Consider the following 17,642-nt stretch of genomic DNA (forward strand, 5'->3'; position numbering starts at 1 on the left):
CTTACGGGATAAAATTGAGGATGATTGCCCCGAAATCTCCCACGGCATCCTGTCCCGTATCTGGCCGACTGCCCTGAGTCCCATTCCGCCCACCACCATTATGCAGTTTCAGCCTATTGACGGTGAACATCAGGGTACCATTGACATTCCGGCCAGCACGCCGATTTCTGCGGAAGTCAACGGCCAGTTGCTCACCTTTAAAACCTGCCGCCCTCTGCATATCGAACCCCTTATTGTACGAAGCAAGGTAGTCAAAAAAACCGGTACGCACAGCGAAATCGTGCTGACGCTTCGCCAGACGGGTATTTCTTCTTCCGTCTGGCAAAGCGGGGCGCTGTCTTTTTTCCTCGGTACGGACAATGCGCGGGCAGCACAATTAAGCCTGTGGCTGGACGAACATATCAGTGAGATGAGCCTCAGGACCCAAGGCGAACAGCGCAAACTGAGCGGTTTCCCGTATGGCTGGCATAACCTGTTTGATACTCCCATCCTGCCGATGGAAAAGCGCACTTACGCGGGTCTGCAACTGTTGATGGAGTATTATGCACTACCTCATTTGTATAACTTTACGACAGTAGATATCAGCGACAGTTGCCGTGAAGTACCGCTCAATGACGACGGCAGTTTTGAGCTGGTTTTCCGTTTTAAAGGCGAATTGCCGTTGGATGATGTCAGCGATGCTTTTATGCTGGGCTGTGTTCCGGCCATCCATCTGGAACCCTTGATCAGCCAATCCTTGCCGCTGGGTGAGGGCGACCATCGCTACCCTTTGTCCCTGGGTGAATCCGTGCAATTGTTCCGGCTGGGTGAAATTCAAGTGGTGCAGCAACCCGATGAAACCCAGCAACGGGGTTCTCCCTACCGCTATCTGCCTATCGACCAATTTACGCCGTCAACCCCCGAACTGGCGGAAGAAGGGGAACCCGAGACGTTTTATTACCTGTACCACCGTGAACGGGATCTACTGGGCAGGCTGAAACACCAGCTGCATTTTTTTGATCTGACCGGCAAACCCGCGCGGCACTTACCTGAACTCGCTGTTGTCGGTGATTTTCTGGGTTACCACACGCAGGCCATGACCTTAAAACCCGGCGACATAACCATCACACAGGAAGGCTCGCCTGCCCACCTCAGCGCACACAATATTCTGCCTGTCTCTGACGATTATCCGCCCTTGCTGCAAGATAATGCCAGTTGGCCATTGCTCTCCTGTCTTTCCAGCCCGCCAGTGTTGCTCTTTGCCACCGACGGCCTGAAACAGTTTCTCCGCCAGTTTGATCCTTACGCCGAACTCAATCGTCCGCTCAGCCGCCACATCCGCCGACATATCGAGGGTATTACCCGAACGGAAGAACACCTCATTGATCGCCTGAAATACGGCCTCCCTGTCCGCGGGCATTGGGTCGGACTGACGCTCAACCCCGATTGTTACGCCAACGCGGGGGAAATGTACCGATTTTGCCGGTTAGTCCATGAAGCCATGGCGTGTTTTATCAGCCAGTCCACCTTCGTCAAACTGGATGTGTTTACCCCCGACACGCGCGGCGTTTTGTGGGCTTTTCGGGAAGTCTACGGCGTACGCCGGGAGATGTAAGCCATTAACTCATCACAACAAGGAGTAATGCACACTATGATGAAAAATATTATTGATAAGCTGCCTGCTGCCAAAAGTGGCTTGCGGTTTACGTTTCAGGTCGCGGGACTGCCTGAATCAACGTTTGCGGTAGGGGAATTTTCCCTGCAAGAGGGATTATCTGAACTGTTTACCCTCAACCTGACACTGGTTCAGTCTCTGCCCGATAACCCCTTTCGGCCTAAACCCGAAATCGATTTAACCGCCTTGTTGATGCAGGAAGCGGTGTTGCAAGTTTTCCAAGGCGTACAACTGCAACGCAAAATCACCGGCATCATCTCCCATGCTGACTGGATTGGTACTGACGGCAATAAAACCCTGTACAGCCTGACCGTGCGTCCGGCACTCTGGCGCCTAACACTCAATCAGGAAAGCCGGATATTCCATCAACAAAATGTGCCTGCCATCCTGACGGATTTGATGAAAAAACATCACGTGCGGGCGGATTCAAAGCTCTATGACCCCCATCAAGACCGGGAATATGTCACCCAGAAACGCGAATCTGACTATGGGTTTTTCAGCCGGCTGGCGGCGGAAGAAGGCATCAGCTTTTGGTTTGAAGACGAAACCGCCTTTTTCAGTGACAGCCATCTGGGGATGACCGCCGGGCTGCCATTGGCCTACAGCCCGCAACCGGAAACCGCCCACGGCATCGATACGGTTTATCAGGTACGGCTGGGTGTCGGCATGAGTCCGCAGCGCAGTCTTCACAAAGACTTTAACTATGACAATCCGCGCTATCACCTCTCGCATATGCAAAGCAGCGAAGGTTTCCGCGATTTTGGCAGCCAGACTCCGTATACCGTGTTTGAAAGTTACGGGCGTTTTCAGAAAGATGCGGCCGCCAAACCGTTTCTCAAATACCGGCATGAAGCACTGGATAACCAGAAAAAAAGCGGCAGCGGCAGCAGTAACTGCATCAAACTGATGCCGGGCAAAATCTTTGAAATCAAAAGCCACCCGCACGCCCCGCTGAATGCGCGCTGGCAGATTGTCGGGATCAGCCATCACGGCCGCTGCCCGGAAGCACTGGGCAATAACAGTGGCGACGGCACAACGCTTTCCAACCAGTTCAGCTTTATCGACGGTCTGGTTGACTGGCGCCCGCCGTTTCACTACAAACCGCTGGCGGATGGCGATGAAACCGCCACGGTGGTGGGCCCTGAGGGGGAAGAAATCTTCGTCAATAAAGACGGGGCGATAAAAATCCATTTCCACTGGAACCGCTATGACCCGGCCGATGACGGCGCATCCTGCTGGGTGCGTGTGGCACAGGGCTGGAACGGCAACGGTTTTGGCTTTATGGCCATTCCCCGTATCGGGCAGGAAGTCATTATCGCTTACCTGAACGGCGATATTGACCGTCCGATTGTGACGGGTTGTGTCTACAACGGCCTGAACCGCCCGCCGCTGGATTTGCCTTCGCAGAAAACCCGCACCACGTTCAAGACCAAAACCCATAAAGGCAAAGGCTTTAACGAACTGCGTTTTGAAGATGCGAAAGGCAGCGAAGAAATTTATTTCCACGGCCAAAAAGATTTTACCGCCCAGATTGAAAATGATGCCCTCTGGCATATCAAACACGACCAGAAGCAACGCATCGATAACAACCGTTATCACGAGATACGCGCTGATGACCATCATCAGGTCGCCGGTTCGCGCAAAATCACCACCGAAGGGGATGTTTCCCACCGGATCGCCGGTAGCCAGCATATCCAGACTGGCGATGCCACCGTGATTGACAGCGGGCAGGAAATCCACCTGAAAAGCGGCGGCAAAGTGATACTGGAAGCGGCATCTGAAATCACCCTGAAAGTGGGCGGCAGTTTTCTGAAAGTCACACCCGGCGGCATTCTCTGTTCACCGATTAGTGTCGGGCAGGGTTCAGCCGGTAGCGGACGCGGGTTGGTACTGCAATTGCCGGAGGGCGTAGCACCGTTGCCGGAAGTTAAATTCGCCGCCAAACCTCCTTGTGCCATTCTGGCACAGCAAGAGGAAAACTGGATTATCACAGGAGCAGAAGACGCATGATGGAATCGACCGATTGGAAAAGCTGGCTGTCACATCAGGACAGAGGGGAGTGTTATTTTCTGGTCAATAGTCTGGCTGAACCGAACCCTGTCCAACTCTTTTACCTTAATGGCTGGGCAGAGCAGGCTTTTCCGCTCTACAGCGGTACGCCAATGAATGCCATGCTGGAACAAAGCCCGTGGTTGATTAAACCCAAAACACAATGCCTGCCTGAATTGGCCTTGCTGTTGGATAAACATGAATTCAGCAGTAACAGTTGGGGTTGGGGTTATCGCAGCACATTGCCGTGGTCATTTCAGTTAGAACATTGGCGGTTACATCAGCAGGTGCTGCTGCGCGGGCAAGTGGTGGTTTTGCGTCTGATGGACAACCGTATTTTCACGCCCTTGCTGCCAGCTTTGCAATCGGGTGACTGGCGTGAACTCTTAGCTCCAGTCAATGAGTTAATGATTGATACACCCGAACCACATTGCTATTACCGGCCGGAAAACTGCCCTCAGGTATTAAAAGAGAATTTATTTGTCCTGGGCGACCATCTGATTGACGCTCGTTACTCAACCGAGACCACCCTCAAGAATCTGGCTTATGCCTTAAGTTGTCAGCTTTGGGAGGAAAACTCCGAATTGGCGTTGAAACTGGATGAACCGGAAGGTCAATTACAAAACAGTCTTATTAAGTGGCTACAACAGGCGAGGGATGAAAAACAGAACCTGAACAAACTTACCGTTGAACGCTTCATTACCGAAATCAATTAAGGAAGAAAAGAATGAGCCAGTTAGAACCGGCGGATTGCATTGATTGCCAAAAAATACTGAAAAACTGGGTTGAATTTCAGCTTGTGGATGAAGAAGGTAAGCCACTGTCAGGAATGCCTTATAAACTGAAAAGCCGGGGAAATAAAAGCATTGAACGAACGGGTACCACAGATGGGAATGGCTTATTACGCGAAGAAGACCTTCCTCCCATGCCCGTGACGCTCTCTGTGACAGCGCAGCCGCTTGCCGATGAAATCGTGAAACGAACACCTCGCCCGCAAACCGGCGAAGCTAATTCTCCTGTTAAGCCAACAGCCATATTGGATGGGCACGAATACCAATATGTCACATTGGGTATGGTGAGTGATGGATATCCTAAGATTAAAGGCTGGCAAGAAGAGGAATTGAAATCATCGGAACACTTTAAAAATTCGACTTTAAAAGGCTTCAGCACATCCCAGCTTAAACGACGGCATGTGTTGGAAATGCAGGTGATTGAAAGCGGGATTAATTTGACAATTGGCGTCTTTTTTGATGGCACGGGGAATAATACTGAGAATATCAGCAGGCGGCAGGCTTGTTCACCTGAAAGCATTAACCTCACCGAAGAACAAGTTAATGATTTTATCTGTTCATTTGAAGCATTTGGTCAAGCCGGCGATACCTCACGGATCAGTTATGATGGTTACTACACCAATGTGCATTTTTTGCATGAGATATATATGGAAGAGCAAGTCAGTGAAAATAACCAGCAAATCAAGGTCTATATTGAGGGTATCGGCACGCAGGCAGGCAAATCGGACAGTGTTATCGGTTATGGGTTAGGGGTTGGTGAAACGGGTGTGGCGGCAAAAACCGATATCGCTATCCAGGCAATAAAAGCCCAAATATCGAGCTTTTTAAAAGAGACAAAAAGCAGCGTGAAATCCCTGCAATTCGATATTATCGGTTTTAGTCGGGGTTCAGCGGCGGCACGTCATTTTGCGAACCGCATTTATCACCAAGACCCTGTCTTATCACAGGCGCTGGCAGCCTGTTTTACTGAGCAGCAACGCTATCTGGATAATACCCGCCATCCAACGGGAACCACCCGTTTTTTGGGTATCTTTGATACCGTTGCAGCGATAGGGGTATTAAGCAATGGGCTTAACCCTCATTCTGCCGATACGGGGGAGATTGATATTCGTTTGCCTATGGGTATTGCAGAGCATATTTTCCATATCACGGCGCAAAATGAATGCCGTCATAACTTCTCTTTAAACAGCGTAAAACCGGATTACCCCGAACTTGCCCTGCCGGGTGCGCATTCCGATATCGGTGGTGGGTATAACCAGGAAGAAAAGGAAAACTATTTTATTACCCGACCCGAAATTGCCACGGTGGATGAAAGTATCCCCGATAATGCCACCTCAGTGTATAAAAAAGCGCAGAAAGAGCTTGAACAACTTAAACAGTACCCGACCATTGCCCCCTTGCTGATTGGCAATCATGTCAGGGTTGAAACCTGGCAAAATCCCTATTTTTATCCCCGCAATGATAAAGAAATGTTTAAAAAACAGGTCTCAGCTGCGGCGGTACTTTCCCGTGAGATAACCCATGACTGGTCAAAAGTCGTGATGCAGGTCATGCAGGATGCGGCACAAGAGGCAGGTATTATCTTTGATAAACCAAAGAAAAATCTTGAGTACTACCAGCTTTCTCCAAAACTCCAACCTTTGGCAGACAAAGCCATTGCACAAGGGCGTGCTATCCGGCAAGGCCAACCCCCCGTTCCTTTTACGGAAAAGGAACTCACTTTGATCCAGTCAAAATACGTTCACTGCTCCGCTAACTGGAATGCCGTTAAACTCAAAGAGGAGAAAATTCAGGGGGGTGTTTATGCTGTCGAATTGTTCAGTTTTGTTAACCGCCCGTGTGAAAAATGGCATCGGGCGGTTTTTGATATAACCCGTAAGGAAGTTTCATAATGAAAAGAAAAATCTTAATATCGCTGCTGGGTGTTGGAATAATATGGGGTTTAACGGCCTGTCAATCTTATCCGCCCGGAAAACGGGTGGTCACCTATAAACCCATTGTGCGTAAAAGTGAACCGTTACCTTATGAGAAATGGTGGTTTAAATTTTATACCCCAAAATATTTTCCGGCCAGTATCAGCTTTGTCCAGTTTCAGGATGAAGATAACTATATTGATCAACTCTTTATGCTAAATGATTCCAGCTCAAATTATCGTAGTGTAACGACGTGGGATAAAAAATTAGGGATGGGGGGAGGGGGGGGTATCAGAAACCACGGTGAAGCGCTTCCCAAACGGTTGATGGTGTGCTGGGATTCGATGATTGATAAAAAATCCTATCAGACACTGTTTAATTTTACACCAGACGCTCGACAACTAATGCGTGAGCCTGCTTTCTATTCGGGTTATGAGAAACAACCCCCTGATTATCGGAACACAATATTTATTGGTCTGGCACCTGGGGGGGCTGCCCGCGCTTGGTTACGCGGCATCGATAAAAACAGCGGCGATAATATCTTGGTTTCCACAGGTGAATCGGTTTCCGGCGATAAAATGACAGTATGTCAGGGAAAAACCAATGTACGTAATGGCTATGGTGAAGATCCTGATTACATTAAAGATTTTATCAAAGGGAAAAAGTACCCCTACGGAGAGTGGTAAGAAGGTTATCTTGAAATCGTTTCTCGCCGGTTGCTCAAAATGTCACTGACGCGCTGCATTTTTCTTCTCCGTATTACCGGGTTAATACATTAATCCGGTAATACAGCAGGTTGAAAAAACACCGATCAGACAAGAGGTTAACTTCTCGCCTGTTCCTCACTTCTTAATCTTCATTATTCTGGGCTGGATGAAGTGGCCAACAAAAATTGGTCACTGACTTAGCATTTTTCCAAAATAATCGTTCTGACTCATTGGGCGTAAGCGTCAACTACACTACATCTTGCTTTTTCCATGGCAGAGGGAGACTGGCAAGGTGTAGTGTAGTTGACGTTGACGCTTACGAAAGATCAGGCCGCAGCCCCCTCGCAATATCCATTTTTCTGGCCACTAACTTCGCCGCCTCCATTTCACTGCACTGATGCTCCCGCATCAACGCCCTCCGTTCCGCTTTTTCTTCTTTTTCTGTCATGCCCAGCGCCAAATACAGACTCGGTGGCACCACCCGAAACAACGCCTCAATTTTCTTTGCCAGCACGACTCCTTCAGTATAACAACGGGGCAATTTACTGGCAGAAAGCAGTACCGCTTTCTGCTCTTCCGTCAGTTTCTTAAACCGGGCAATCTGTTCCACTTCATCCGGTGGCATGGTGAGACACAACCACCATTCGGCCATATTCAGCATCTTTTCGGCGGTGTCAGGGTAATCCGCCAGGTTTTGCGTGGCAAGCCACAGCCAGGCACCCAATTTACGCCACATTTTCACAACTTTGGTCATATACGGTGATAACAATGGATTGGTAGTAGTGATGTGCCCTTCATCAATCACCAGTTGCAGTTCGCGATCCTGATATTGATCCCGTTCCGCAAGGTTATTGACTTTGTTTATCAACGAGACCATTGCCAGCGCCATTTGTGCCGAGTAGTTCTCCCGTGCCAGTGTGCCCAAATCAATCAGGGTGACATCCACTTCCGGCCATGGCATGCCAGATCGGTTAAACAGTTCTCCCTCAAATCCCTGGGTAAACATCGACATGGCGCTGGCCATTTCATCCGCCCGTGCCCGTCGGTGGGCTGTGATTAACGGCTGACCGTGCTCATCCTGTTGATGATTACGGGCAATGGCATACAGTGCGTTCTGTAAGTCTGATGCCACCATCTGGCGTGATTCGTCAAAGCTGGTCTGGGCGGCCTGCATAATCGCTTCACGGATAAGCCCCCGATCAGAGCGGGTCAGCCGCTCTTCTTCTCTTTTCTCACCGCCGGTGATCATCAGCCGGGCAGCAATTTCCATTTCCCCCAGAATATCGCGCTGTTCATCTCCCTCCTCTTCCGGTTGTTCATCGGTATCAGGGATATCAGTTTCATGAATGCGCAATTGCTTGGGGCTGAGTTGCAACAACTGATGCGCATCGGCAAACAGCGCCAGGCTGACGCCACAGCCCGGTTTGATACCAATTTTATTGACCGTCAGCCCCAGACTTTCGTAGTAATCGGCCAGCAGACCAAAACTGTTGCCCGCCTCCACGATAAACAAACGCGGCCGGTGTATGGCCATCAGCTGGATGAGTGAAGCGCATAGCGTAGCGGATTTTCCGGCACCGGTCGGGCCAAATAACAGCAAATGGGCATTCTGGGTGCGATCCTGTTTGTTCATCGGATCGAAGGTCAGCGGTGCTCCGCCCCGGTTAAAGAAACTGAACCCAGGATGCCCAGTGCCGGTCGAGCGCCCCGTGACTGGCAGCAACCCAGCCAGATGCTGTACCCAGGTCAAACGGCTGTACCAGTGTTTTTTGTCCTTTTGAGGATTAAAGCACATCGGTAGTGCCCGTAAATAGGCATTCAACGGGGAGACACTGAATTCCGGTCGGACAGGCTGTAATCCTGCCGTCAACAGGGTGGAAGAGAGCTGGTGCACCCGATGATCCAGATCAGAAACATCCTTGCCGCGCACCAGAAACGTGAGCGCACTGCGGTACAACTTATGCCGTCGCCCCAATAATTCTTTGACTTCCTGCACATCCTGCCGGACGCGCAGTGATTCGGTGTTTTCCCCCACGGCATTTTTTGCCAGCCGGGTAAAATCCTCTTCCAGCCTGTCCTGTGCCTGCGCCACAATCGTCAGCGAAACCACGGTGCCTTCCGGCATCATATCCATCAGGGTATTGATATTGTCACCCCGTTTCACTTCGCCGGTCAGCGTACCCGGCTCCGGCGGACGCCGCAGGCGTTCGACCGGCACCGCTTTATGCGGCAGACCATCAAACCACCAGATCCCCGCGTCAGGATCAGACACCGGCGGGGTAAACCACAGGCTTTCGGCAAAATCTGTACTGAGAGGGAGATCCGGTTGGATGGGTGTTTCATAACTGACCGCCCGGTAAAAATCGGTTTTTGTCATCCCCCAATCCGGGGCCGGATTAAAATGACGTAACAACCAGTTGTGGATCTGCCCGCCATTCTGGCGGCGTGCCATCACACCGGCGGCGGCCAGTGACGAGACCAGCCGTTCACACACCTGATTCAGTGCCGTCACGGAAGATAAGGTAATATGATGTTTCTGCGATTTGTGCGCAGGCAGCCAACGGTAAACCACCATCCGGGTCTGACGCTGTTGCCCCCGCCAAGGCTGCCCGGTGATCAGACTGTCCTGAAATATGCCGTCAGGCCGGGCAATACTGTGCAGGTGACGTGCCGATTCCGCCAGAAAAGCGTCAGTAAAGGCGGTATCCTGTGCCCACGGTTTCACATAGCATCGCAGGGTATTGAGATACACGGCGGGATCATCGTCATCCTGACAAAAGAACTGCACCACCCACGGCGAAATATCATCTTCTTCCAGACTGTCCTGAATCACATCTTCCAGTTGATCCCGGATTTCAATCAGACGCTCAGCCGGGCGGCCTTCGGTGGCGATGGGCTCAATGCGGTAGACTGCGCCGACGGAAATCCCGTCATCCAGCAACAGACACTGCTCTTTTTCCAGATATTCCACCCAGGGCAAATAATCAATAATCGAAGGATTGGCCTGATACACGGCGGTTTCATCGGCTTCATGCAGCTTGCCGGGGCGGTTCAGCGCTTTGGGTTTTCCCATTACAATGTCTCCGTGCGTTCACCCGGCAGGGCATACTGCACCTGGCTGTAAAACGGAAATACGGTGCTGTAGCCCGGTATCGGCGTATTACCGGCAACCAGATGCGGATAGACATACATCACCATATCGGGATTGGGTAGCCGGGGAAATTGCTGGCTGATTTCCTGCGCGGCTGAACGACTGTAATGATAAGGTTCGTCCAGTGCCCTGCGTCGCTCGGTGGAGGTTAACGCCCGGCGCAGGGTTTGCCTTGCCGATGCAGCCCCCTGAGCCGGGTTGTTTCCCTGCCACATTGCCAGCACCGTCTGTTCTCCGGCGGGCAGTAAAGCGTCTTTCGATGTCGAACAGCCGGCCAGCAACCCCGCCAGACACACGACCCAGCCACAATTTATTTTTCGCATGCGACTGCCTCCGTGATGCCAATGGGAGTAAAGATGGAAAATTCCGGATGGACTGCCAGCTCTGATAAGGTAAAAGGCAAAGGCTCCCACTGCTCAGGCTCTCTCTCAGCCTGACCGTCAATCGCTGCCTGCCACTGAGTTTCTGTCAGACGGAAAACCGTAAAATCGCCATCGCCCAGTTCCCGGCTTTCCTGACCGGCACCGAGATATAACCGGCTCGCTTTTTTACGCACAGACCGCCAATAAAGCTGAACGGGCACGGGTTCAGAACTCGGTGTCATTGTGATTTGTAGGCAATAAGGCTGGCTGGCACAAAACAGCCATTGAGAAGAAGTGGTTTCCATTAATCTAAGGCTTCCTGATGATATTGGGCAGGTTCACTCACGCCATAGCGCACTTTACGGCCTGTCGTTTCGTAATCAATGGCCAGGCTTTGGGTGATATGCACCACAACACGGGCACCCGGCGGAACATAAACCGCATCAAACGTCTGGCTGTAACGTTGTTTCAGCCACTCACTCATGTCCTTCATGCCCCCAGACATCGCCTTGCCCAGCGCCGCCTGGCCGGCATTGCCCGTTAACGCTGTGGTGAGTCCACCGCTGCCGTTGGTCTGGGCAGTCTGTTGGTTTTCATTAACGGCCTCCCCCGCCGAATTCATGGCTGAAAGGGCAAACAGCGTTGGCAGATAGGTACCGGCATTCGATTTACGCTCGCCGCTGATACAGGGAATGCCGTTTTCATCCGACAGCCAGCCGATGCCATTCGCACCGCTGTGGTTGCTTTGCCCGCTGCCCGGCAAGGTACGCACCGTGCCATCCTGAAACACCAAGGTGATGGCATTGACCTGACCGCGCACGCAGGAAAGCGTCCAGTCGCCACTGGCCGAACCGGACACCACCGCCCCTTCCACTTCCGGCAGCTCAATACCATTAGCCGTCAGGTTGTCTTTGCCGATAAGAATTTTGAACGGATAAGGGTCTGTTACCGTCCCATTGACGGGGACACGACCTAACAACGCAGTCATGGCCTGACTGCCCACTAACGTGGCATTTTCCGGCAGGGTATAGACCGGTTTTTCGTTTTCGTCTTTCACAGCGAGTGTCTGAGATTGATTCTGCCTGGCAGCCGGTTGTTCACTTAAAAATGAGGTCGGATATGCTGTCGGCGTAGTGCCATAACCGATGCCTTGTCCGTTCGCCGGCTTTTCATCGGCGGGTGTTATCCAGATAAGGTCATCCTGCGCCTTGGCTGGATTCGCTGAATAAGGATGGTTTCCCGCTCCCAGCGGTAGCGGACTGTCGGGCGTAGTCAGCGGGGTTGAATTCAGCCGCTCGGTCAGCAAATCAATCTGCGCCAGTAACCCCTGCTGTTCATCCTGTAAGTCGCGCCGACGCTGTTCATCATCCTGCCGGATAGTGGCAACCGCGGCGTCTATCTGACCGGCCACATCGTGATGCTGGTTTTTGAGTTGGTCATTTTCTTTCAGGATATCGGCATTCTGCCGGGTTAACCGTTGTTGCTCTGCCCGCACTTTATTGAGTGTGCCGACCAGCGTTCTCAACGTATCTTCCGGCGTATCGCCGCCGATACCCAGTGCCTGTAACTCCTCCGGAGACAGCGAAGCCAGAGCGTGATTGGGCGGTGTCGCGGGCGCGGCAGTGTCGGTTGAACTGCAACTTTTGATGCCGATAAACCCGCCGACCAGCAGCACCGCCGGCACCAGTATCTTGACCAAGCTGTTGGATTTAATTTGCATGATGGCCTCCCGATTTCACTGCGGTCGGCTCAGGAATAAAGGCGCTGTCCGGCTGACCTTGAGTGACAAGATACAGCACCGTCGTATCTTCCGGCGTCCCGGCGGCCCCCAACCAGCGATGCTGAAACGTCGCAGCGACAAACTGCCCCTGCAAGGCGCGCGGGTCGAGCGTGATTGTGCGTTTAGTGGTATTGCGCAATTTCAGGACCACGACGGAATAATTTTTCACTTTCCAGCCTGCCAATGGGGTTATTTCAATCGGCGCTGAGGGGTAGAGTGTCGTGATTCTCGAAGGTAAGTGCAGGTTGACCGGGTGAATGCCAGTGACCGGCTCAAGGGTGCGCAGCGGTGCATACAACTGCTGCGCGGCATAGCGGGTTAACACCACCGGCACGGGTGCCGATAATTTGGCTTGGCTCTGCGAAGGGGATTTTTCGACTGACACAGTCGACTTTTCATCCGGATAAATCAGGCGTACCGGCTCGGTCGGAGCCGTTTTGGCCGTGCGGATATCCAGCAGGATAATTTCGCCGTTTTCGCTGTCCTGCAATTGCAGACGGGTCGACGAAAAAGACTGGCGGGCTTTCAGGTAAATCGCCCCACCGGCACTTTGTACCCGCAGTTTATCACTGAGTGACGGGGGCACGCCGACACGCATATTCCGGTCAGCAAAAATAATCCGCTCCTGACCCACTTTCAGCGTCACCGGTAACGGAATGCGTTCCCATTTCAGCAATTCATCTGCATTCGCCCCAACACTGAACAATAAGATCAGCCCCAAACAGGTAAAAAGAGAAGGCCATCTTTTCATTGAAACATCCCTTTTTTCTCTTCCACAGGTGGCGGCATGGCTTCCAACCGTTGAGGCATCCCATCGTAACAATCCAGTGCCAGCCCGAACGGATTACGTTCTGCATCCCCTTCCCATCGCACCACTTTCAGGGGATAGCGCACCAATGCGCGTTTGACGGATTCTGCGTGATAATATTCATCGGCCACCAAATCCAGCCGCACCCTCCAGTTATCCCGGTTGTGTACCGTCACACTGTTCGTCTCATAGCCCCGACCGGGAATTTCGTAGACAACCCGCACTCGATCGAGCAACTCACCGCTGTCAGCCCGGGTTTTGGCATCTTCCCGCAGAAAATCCTGACAAGCTGGTGTCAGATAGGGCGATAAGGCCACAATTTTGGCCGGATAATCCTGCGCCCCGTTTTTCGGCCAGGCATTCAGTTGCTGGAAAATATAAAACGCAAAACTGTAGACACTCGGCGCAGGGACTTCCCACCACGCCCGGGTGCTGCCACTGCGTAAATCCGGCGGGTTATGAATGGTGAGATTACGCGGTGCCGCCATCCAGCCAGTCAGCGTGATCAACAAGACCAGCACCAACACCCCGCAGGCGAGCCGCAGAGTCAGAATATGCTGATCACGGTTTTTCAGTGCATGACGAAACCGACTCATCGCGTGCTCCTGCTGCGCCGTAACGACCAGCCCTGAGCCGCAATAATCAGCGCCGGATCACCAATACCCAGCCGACGTTTTTTTTCTTCCAGTTTCTGCCAGAGATAATTTTCCGGTTTGCCGCGCTTAAGCTGCGCGAGCCAGCGCCCGCCAAAGCTCACCAACAGCAAAGGCATGACCAGCATACCAGTGGGTATCATGACCCAACCCACTAACGGGATGAGCGGCAGGCTCACCATCAGCCCACCGCCTACTCCGGCTAATGCCGCCAGTCCCATCTCCGGTGTGGTGAAGCCGCGAAAAACAACCGGTTCGGCGTTTAAGCGATCAGGTAAGAACGGGATCGTCTGCATAAGCGGCACCTTAAAAAATAATGCCGGCCGACTTTGCCAGCAGCCAGATCACAGCAACCAGCAGCACCACACCGACCACGATAATGGAGCCAAACTGGGTCCAGGTCGCTTTGCCGTCACGCACCTCAGAGAAGGTTTCCACGGCGGCAGAGGCCACTTTGAAAAACGCCACAGCTGAGAGGATTAAGCCCCCAATCACAATGCCATCCTGCGCATAACCCTTTACTTGTCCCAATAACCCGCCCCCGCCGCCACTTTTTGGCGGTTCGATCGCCGGTAAATCAGCCCACGCGGATTCACAGACAATGCCGAACAACAAAAACACGGTACTTATTCGAGCTATCAATTTCGCGCTGAGACGACGGCAGGCAGTTAATATTGGCTTCATATTTACGCGGTTCCTTTTTTACTGTGTTCATTGTGTTAACTGGCAAACATCCAGACCGATATCACCAGTAAGAGGGCTGTTCGCAGAGCAAACTGGCTGAGAGTCTGGTTACGCACTTTTTCATTCGCCCAGCCGTTCCAGACATCCACCGCTGCCCAGGCCGCCCAGAGAAACAGGATCGCTAAGAAAAAACCGACGCACACCAGATACAGAAAATGAATATCAAAGTGTCCTGAGGCGACTTCAAAGGCATTGCGCTGGGTGGGGGTCATTGCGGGCGCTCCTGACGATATTGACCGAATAACGGTGCAGGCTCGTCCGGCTGCTCACGGGAAGGCGTCAGGTAGTGATCGATACCGGTTTTGATGGTGTTGAGATCGGCACTGATGCGGGCGTAATCAAAGCAGTAGCGAGGCTGTTTTTCGGTATCAGCGGGCTTTTCGGCCATGTTTGCGCGTTCCAGTGCTATTTGTACCTGCTCAATCAGGTTTTTGGCACTGGCCAGTTCATCTTTCTCGGCTGCCTGCACAAGCGGCACACACAATAGGGTCAGCCCCAACAGACAGGCAGAACGGAACAGGGAAAAACTACCACGCATCAACATGCACCTCGTCATGAAATTCAGGATACTGAGGATGCGGGGTTTTTCAGGTTAGATCAGCAATAAACTCTTTATGCTTTGATGAGAATTAGCTAAATAGTCTGGCTAAATTATTGAGTTAACAACTGAACAAGAAGGAAGGAACATGCTGCGGTGCATTTTTCCCAGCAACTACAGAAGAAGTAACTGCAATTCAATTACATCAAATCAATCAGCCTTTTATTGCTGCCTGTGGTGATATATCTCATCAACACATTCATGTCACCATGGGGGGAAGTACCGACGAAATGGATCAAAATATCTGTACCTCTGCTGAGTGGATAAACTTCATGACAGTCGTTTCACACTGACGCGCCGCTCAGCGGCTTGTCTGCTGACGATGGAATACAAAACAAAAAACCGTTTTGTATTCCATCGTCCAGCATATTCGCTTAATAAAAATAATCATTATTATCACTAATGGATTATTTGAGCTAACTTTATGACTAGGGCTACAAAGTGAAGGAAATTGTTATGTACAAACCACTATTAAAAATTACCGCGTTATTATCATTCTTTATCCTATCCTTTTCAGCTATAGCAGCGTCAAATACAGTGACCGTATTTCAATGCGCCAACAAAAACCACAAAATGGTCAATGTGAGCCTCTCTGGTGGCATATACATCTATCGATTTGGTAAAACTAACCAACAACCCGATATCGAATTACAGAGATCCCCAGAACAGTTATCTCATAGATTTAATAATATTAGTGCAGCAGAGACTGATACAGGCAAAGCACAAATCCGTGAGCTAAATTTCAAAAATGGTGACTTCATTTATAGTGTCACATCATCAGAGCTGGGTACAAAATATGTTGCCAGTGTCGATGTCTATAAAAAAGATAAGCTGTTAACAAGTATAAAATGCCAGCCTGATACAATAGTTGATCATCTGTCTGACTACATCTTTGATTTACCTGAAGTTGATTCTTAAATATTGTCATCAGGCTTACAAATACTTCTTAAACATCGATGTGGTAATCACCACAGCCATGCCTAAAAGTAACGCCGCTGGCAACAATATCACGGTGGGATATACCACACCCGGCCATGATAAATACAACACACAAGGAATAGTGCAGGCCGGTTTAATTCCCCGTTTGGCATGGTGATAAACAAAACTGGATTCATACCCCGCCCCGTAACGCCGTAAATCACGGCGTCCCAGCCCGTCAACCAATGCTACTAACACAACCATCACAAATAAGGGAACGGATAACAGCAAAATAGCCAGCCGGATTAGCGTCACCATCGTGATAAACACGGTTGCCAGCCAATACTCTCGCAAATGCGCCAATAGGCCATGTAACACAGCATTAAATTCGCGCAAAAAATCATTGTTGGTATGGAGCGAGTATTGCCGCTGCCCCTGAACCCAATTCATAAAACCACTGTCTACAAAAATCCACTGATAAACCTGCGCCAGCCATGCAGAAACGGTTTGCGAAGGTTCAGCCAATAACAGGCTTCGGGTAAATTCCGTGGATAAAAATTGCAGCTCAGTTTTCATCATGGTCTGACTGTGAACGGCCCCCTGCTCCGGCCAGAAAAACGCCATACCGAGATATTCCAGTAACAGGCTGAATAGCCACGACATAATAACAAACCCAATAAGCTGCCACGGCCATTCCCATAATACGCGATAGAGCAGGCCAGGCTTGCAGGGCGGTTGGGACGATTGGCGGGAGGGATTTTCTGACTGCGCCATAAACGGAAACTACCCCTTCTCTTCCCACCAGTTTTCACTGGTGCGGTAGTGTCTGCGCATCTGTTCGGCAATGTGCTGCAAACTGGCCGGCATTAAGGCATCATCGCCATCGCCCGTTGGCAAAGGCATACGGATCTTCCACAGCTGCCCGCCTTCCAGTAATGCGAACGCCTGCCCTTTCGGCAGATTAATCATTTCGGCGGGTGTAATCAGCGGAGTTTTAACGGTGCCGACCCTGTCCTGGGTAGACGAGGTAAAATCCTGCCCCTGTTCCACATCGGCTATGTCTGAATGTCCGGATACCAGCGTCTTGCTGTAGATTTCCACTTCCGGCAGCTGACTGGTGAGTAATTCCGCTGTCCGGTTATCCCGCACCCGCAGCATAATCAGAGTATTGAAGTTACCCACCACCTGCGCGGTTTTGGCCGGACTGCCGATACGGGCTTCGATATCAGAAGAGGTCTGGGTATACGCCGTGACCTGCATACCCGCACCGCCGCCTTTGTTAATGAGTGGAATAAATTCATCCCCCATCAGTTCGTTGAATTCGTCGCAATGCAGGTTGATCGCCAGCTTGCCGTCATGGCGAACCGGTAATCCGGCATTCATGCCATATTTGTAAATCTGCCCCGCGACACTGACCAAATCCGCAAACATGCTGTTACCCACGGCCGAGGCCACATCACTGTCAGACAACGCATCCAGCCCGATATAAACAATCCCGTTTTTGCGGATCACCT

18 protein-coding genes are annotated in these 17,642 nt (G+C 51.3%); 6 read left to right on the top strand and 12 right to left on the bottom strand.

Annotated elements, in window-relative coordinates; genetic code table 11:
- The 5 genes from BM100_RS20805 to BM100_RS20825 form a co-directional block, all read left to right on the top strand.
- A partial coding sequence (locus BM100_RS20805) for a type VI secretion system baseplate subunit TssF (protein WP_139217014.1) occupies positions 1-1,594 on the top strand: 1,594 nt, incomplete at its 5' end.
- A 36-nt stretch (positions 1,595-1,630) separates the two neighbouring features.
- Entirely contained in the window at positions 1,631-3,664 is a 2,034-nt protein-coding gene (tssI, locus tag BM100_RS20810; RefSeq protein WP_092514413.1) for a type VI secretion system tip protein TssI/VgrG, read from the top strand.
- Positions 3,661-4,419 (top strand): DUF4123 domain-containing protein, encoded by a 759-nt coding sequence (locus BM100_RS20815; protein ID WP_092514415.1) that lies wholly within the window; start codon positions 3,661-3,663, stop codon positions 4,417-4,419. Before tssI ends, BM100_RS20815 begins: the two co-directional genes overlap by 4 nt.
- Before the next feature lie 11 nt (positions 4,420-4,430).
- Positions 4,431-6,386, top strand: coding sequence for a phospholipase effector Tle1 domain-containing protein (locus tag BM100_RS20820; protein WP_092514417.1), 1,956 nt, complete (start codon positions 4,431-4,433; stop codon positions 6,384-6,386).
- A complete protein-coding gene (locus BM100_RS20825) occupies positions 6,386-7,093 on the top strand; it encodes a DUF2931 family protein (protein ID WP_092514419.1) in 708 nt (235 codons plus the stop codon). The genes BM100_RS20820 and BM100_RS20825 overlap by 1 nt, the downstream gene beginning before the upstream one ends.
- A gap of 337 nt (positions 7,094-7,430) precedes the next feature.
- Here the strand turns inward: BM100_RS20825 and BM100_RS20830 are convergent, their stop codons facing one another.
- From BM100_RS20830 to BM100_RS20875, 10 genes are read right to left on the bottom strand one after another with little or no spacing between them, the layout of a single operon-like run.
- Complete coding sequence (locus tag BM100_RS20830; protein ID WP_092514421.1) at positions 7,431-10,187, bottom strand: conjugative transfer ATPase; 2,757 nt, start codon at positions 10,185-10,187, stop codon at positions 7,431-7,433.
- On the bottom strand, positions 10,187-10,588 hold the full coding sequence (locus BM100_RS20835; RefSeq protein ID WP_092514423.1) for a TIGR03751 family conjugal transfer lipoprotein: 402 nt from the start codon (positions 10,586-10,588) through the stop codon (positions 10,187-10,189). The genes BM100_RS20830 and BM100_RS20835 overlap by 1 nt, the downstream gene beginning before the upstream one ends.
- Positions 10,576-10,932: a hypothetical protein gene (locus tag BM100_RS20840; RefSeq protein ID WP_092514425.1), complete on the bottom strand. Its 357-nt coding sequence runs from the start codon at positions 10,930-10,932 to the stop codon at positions 10,576-10,578. The genes BM100_RS20835 and BM100_RS20840 overlap by 13 nt, the downstream gene beginning before the upstream one ends.
- On the bottom strand, positions 10,932-12,347 hold the full coding sequence (locus BM100_RS20845; RefSeq protein ID WP_092514427.1) for a TIGR03752 family integrating conjugative element protein: 1,416 nt from the start codon (positions 12,345-12,347) through the stop codon (positions 10,932-10,934). Before BM100_RS20845 ends, BM100_RS20840 begins: the two co-directional genes overlap by 1 nt.
- Positions 12,337-13,158: a TIGR03749 family integrating conjugative element protein gene (locus BM100_RS20850; RefSeq protein ID WP_092514429.1), complete on the bottom strand. Its 822-nt coding sequence runs from the start codon at positions 13,156-13,158 to the stop codon at positions 12,337-12,339. Before BM100_RS20850 ends, BM100_RS20845 begins: the two co-directional genes overlap by 11 nt.
- Positions 13,155-13,811, bottom strand: coding sequence for a PFL_4703 family integrating conjugative element protein (locus BM100_RS20855; RefSeq protein WP_092514431.1), 657 nt, complete (start codon positions 13,809-13,811; stop codon positions 13,155-13,157). The genes BM100_RS20850 and BM100_RS20855 overlap by 4 nt, the downstream gene beginning before the upstream one ends.
- Positions 13,808-14,164: a TIGR03750 family conjugal transfer protein gene (locus tag BM100_RS20860; RefSeq protein ID WP_092514433.1), complete on the bottom strand. Its 357-nt coding sequence runs from the start codon at positions 14,162-14,164 to the stop codon at positions 13,808-13,810. The genes BM100_RS20855 and BM100_RS20860 overlap by 4 nt, the downstream gene beginning before the upstream one ends.
- A gap of 10 nt (positions 14,165-14,174) precedes the next feature.
- Positions 14,175-14,552: a TIGR03745 family integrating conjugative element membrane protein gene (locus BM100_RS20865; protein ID WP_175494992.1), complete on the bottom strand. Its 378-nt coding sequence runs from the start codon at positions 14,550-14,552 to the stop codon at positions 14,175-14,177.
- Between the two features lie 35 nt (positions 14,553-14,587).
- Positions 14,588-14,824, bottom strand: coding sequence for a TIGR03758 family integrating conjugative element protein (locus BM100_RS20870; RefSeq protein WP_092514435.1), 237 nt, complete (start codon positions 14,822-14,824; stop codon positions 14,588-14,590).
- Positions 14,821-15,150 carry an integrative conjugative element protein, RAQPRD family gene (locus tag BM100_RS20875; RefSeq protein WP_092514437.1) on the bottom strand — a complete coding sequence of 110 codons (330 nt, stop codon included), beginning with the start codon at positions 15,148-15,150 and terminating at the stop codon, positions 14,821-14,823. Before BM100_RS20875 ends, BM100_RS20870 begins: the two co-directional genes overlap by 4 nt.
- Before the next feature lie 516 nt (positions 15,151-15,666).
- Here BM100_RS20875 and BM100_RS20880 point away from each other — a divergent pair.
- Positions 15,667-16,128, top strand: a complete 462-nt coding sequence (locus BM100_RS20880; RefSeq protein ID WP_092514439.1) for a hypothetical protein — start codon at positions 15,667-15,669, stop codon at positions 16,126-16,128.
- 15 nt (positions 16,129-16,143) lie between these two features.
- Here the strand turns inward: BM100_RS20880 and BM100_RS20885 are convergent, their stop codons facing one another.
- Positions 16,144-16,902, bottom strand: a complete 759-nt coding sequence (locus tag BM100_RS20885) for a TIGR03747 family integrating conjugative element membrane protein (RefSeq protein WP_092514441.1) — start codon at positions 16,900-16,902, stop codon at positions 16,144-16,146.
- Positions 16,903-16,911: 9 nt separating this feature from the next.
- Positions 16,912-17,642, bottom strand: a 731-nt coding sequence (locus BM100_RS20890; protein ID WP_175494993.1) for a TraM recognition domain-containing protein, incomplete at its 5' end; no start/stop codon positions are given.

This window comes from Xenorhabdus mauleonii (genome assembly GCF_900113945.1).
Taxonomy (GTDB): domain Bacteria; phylum Pseudomonadota; class Gammaproteobacteria; order Enterobacterales; family Enterobacteriaceae; genus Xenorhabdus; species Xenorhabdus mauleonii.

Coding starts and splice junctions, on each gene's coding strand:
- tssI (WP_092514413.1), top strand. CDS start 1,631: ATGATGAAAAATATTATTGATAAGCTGCCTGCTGCCAAAAGTGGCTTG.
- BM100_RS20815 (WP_092514415.1), top strand. CDS start 3,661: ATGATGGAATCGACCGATTGGAAAAGCTGGCTGTCACATCAGGACAGA.
- BM100_RS20820 (WP_092514417.1), top strand. CDS start 4,431: ATGAGCCAGTTAGAACCGGCGGATTGCATTGATTGCCAAAAAATACTG.
- BM100_RS20825 (WP_092514419.1), top strand. CDS start 6,386: ATGAAAAGAAAAATCTTAATATCGCTGCTGGGTGTTGGAATAATATGG.
- BM100_RS20830 (WP_092514421.1), bottom strand. CDS start 10,187: ATGGGAAAACCCAAAGCGCTGAACCGCCCCGGCAAGCTGCATGAAGCC.
- BM100_RS20835 (WP_092514423.1), bottom strand. CDS start 10,588: ATGCGAAAAATAAATTGTGGCTGGGTCGTGTGTCTGGCGGGGTTGCTG.
- BM100_RS20840 (WP_092514425.1), bottom strand. CDS start 10,932: ATGGAAACCACTTCTTCTCAATGGCTGTTTTGTGCCAGCCAGCCTTAT.
- BM100_RS20845 (WP_092514427.1), bottom strand. CDS start 12,347: ATGCAAATTAAATCCAACAGCTTGGTCAAGATACTGGTGCCGGCGGTG.
- BM100_RS20850 (WP_092514429.1), bottom strand. CDS start 13,158: ATGAAAAGATGGCCTTCTCTTTTTACCTGTTTGGGGCTGATCTTATTG.
- BM100_RS20855 (WP_092514431.1), bottom strand. CDS start 13,811: ATGAGTCGGTTTCGTCATGCACTGAAAAACCGTGATCAGCATATTCTG.
- BM100_RS20860 (WP_092514433.1), bottom strand. CDS start 14,164: ATGCAGACGATCCCGTTCTTACCTGATCGCTTAAACGCCGAACCGGTT.
- BM100_RS20865 (WP_175494992.1), bottom strand. CDS start 14,552: ATGAAGCCAATATTAACTGCCTGCCGTCGTCTCAGCGCGAAATTGATA.
- BM100_RS20870 (WP_092514435.1), bottom strand. CDS start 14,824: ATGACCCCCACCCAGCGCAATGCCTTTGAAGTCGCCTCAGGACACTTT.
- BM100_RS20875 (WP_092514437.1), bottom strand. CDS start 15,150: ATGCGTGGTAGTTTTTCCCTGTTCCGTTCTGCCTGTCTGTTGGGGCTG.
- BM100_RS20880 (WP_092514439.1), top strand. CDS start 15,667: ATGTACAAACCACTATTAAAAATTACCGCGTTATTATCATTCTTTATC.
- BM100_RS20885 (WP_092514441.1), bottom strand. CDS start 16,902: ATGGCGCAGTCAGAAAATCCCTCCCGCCAATCGTCCCAACCGCCCTGC.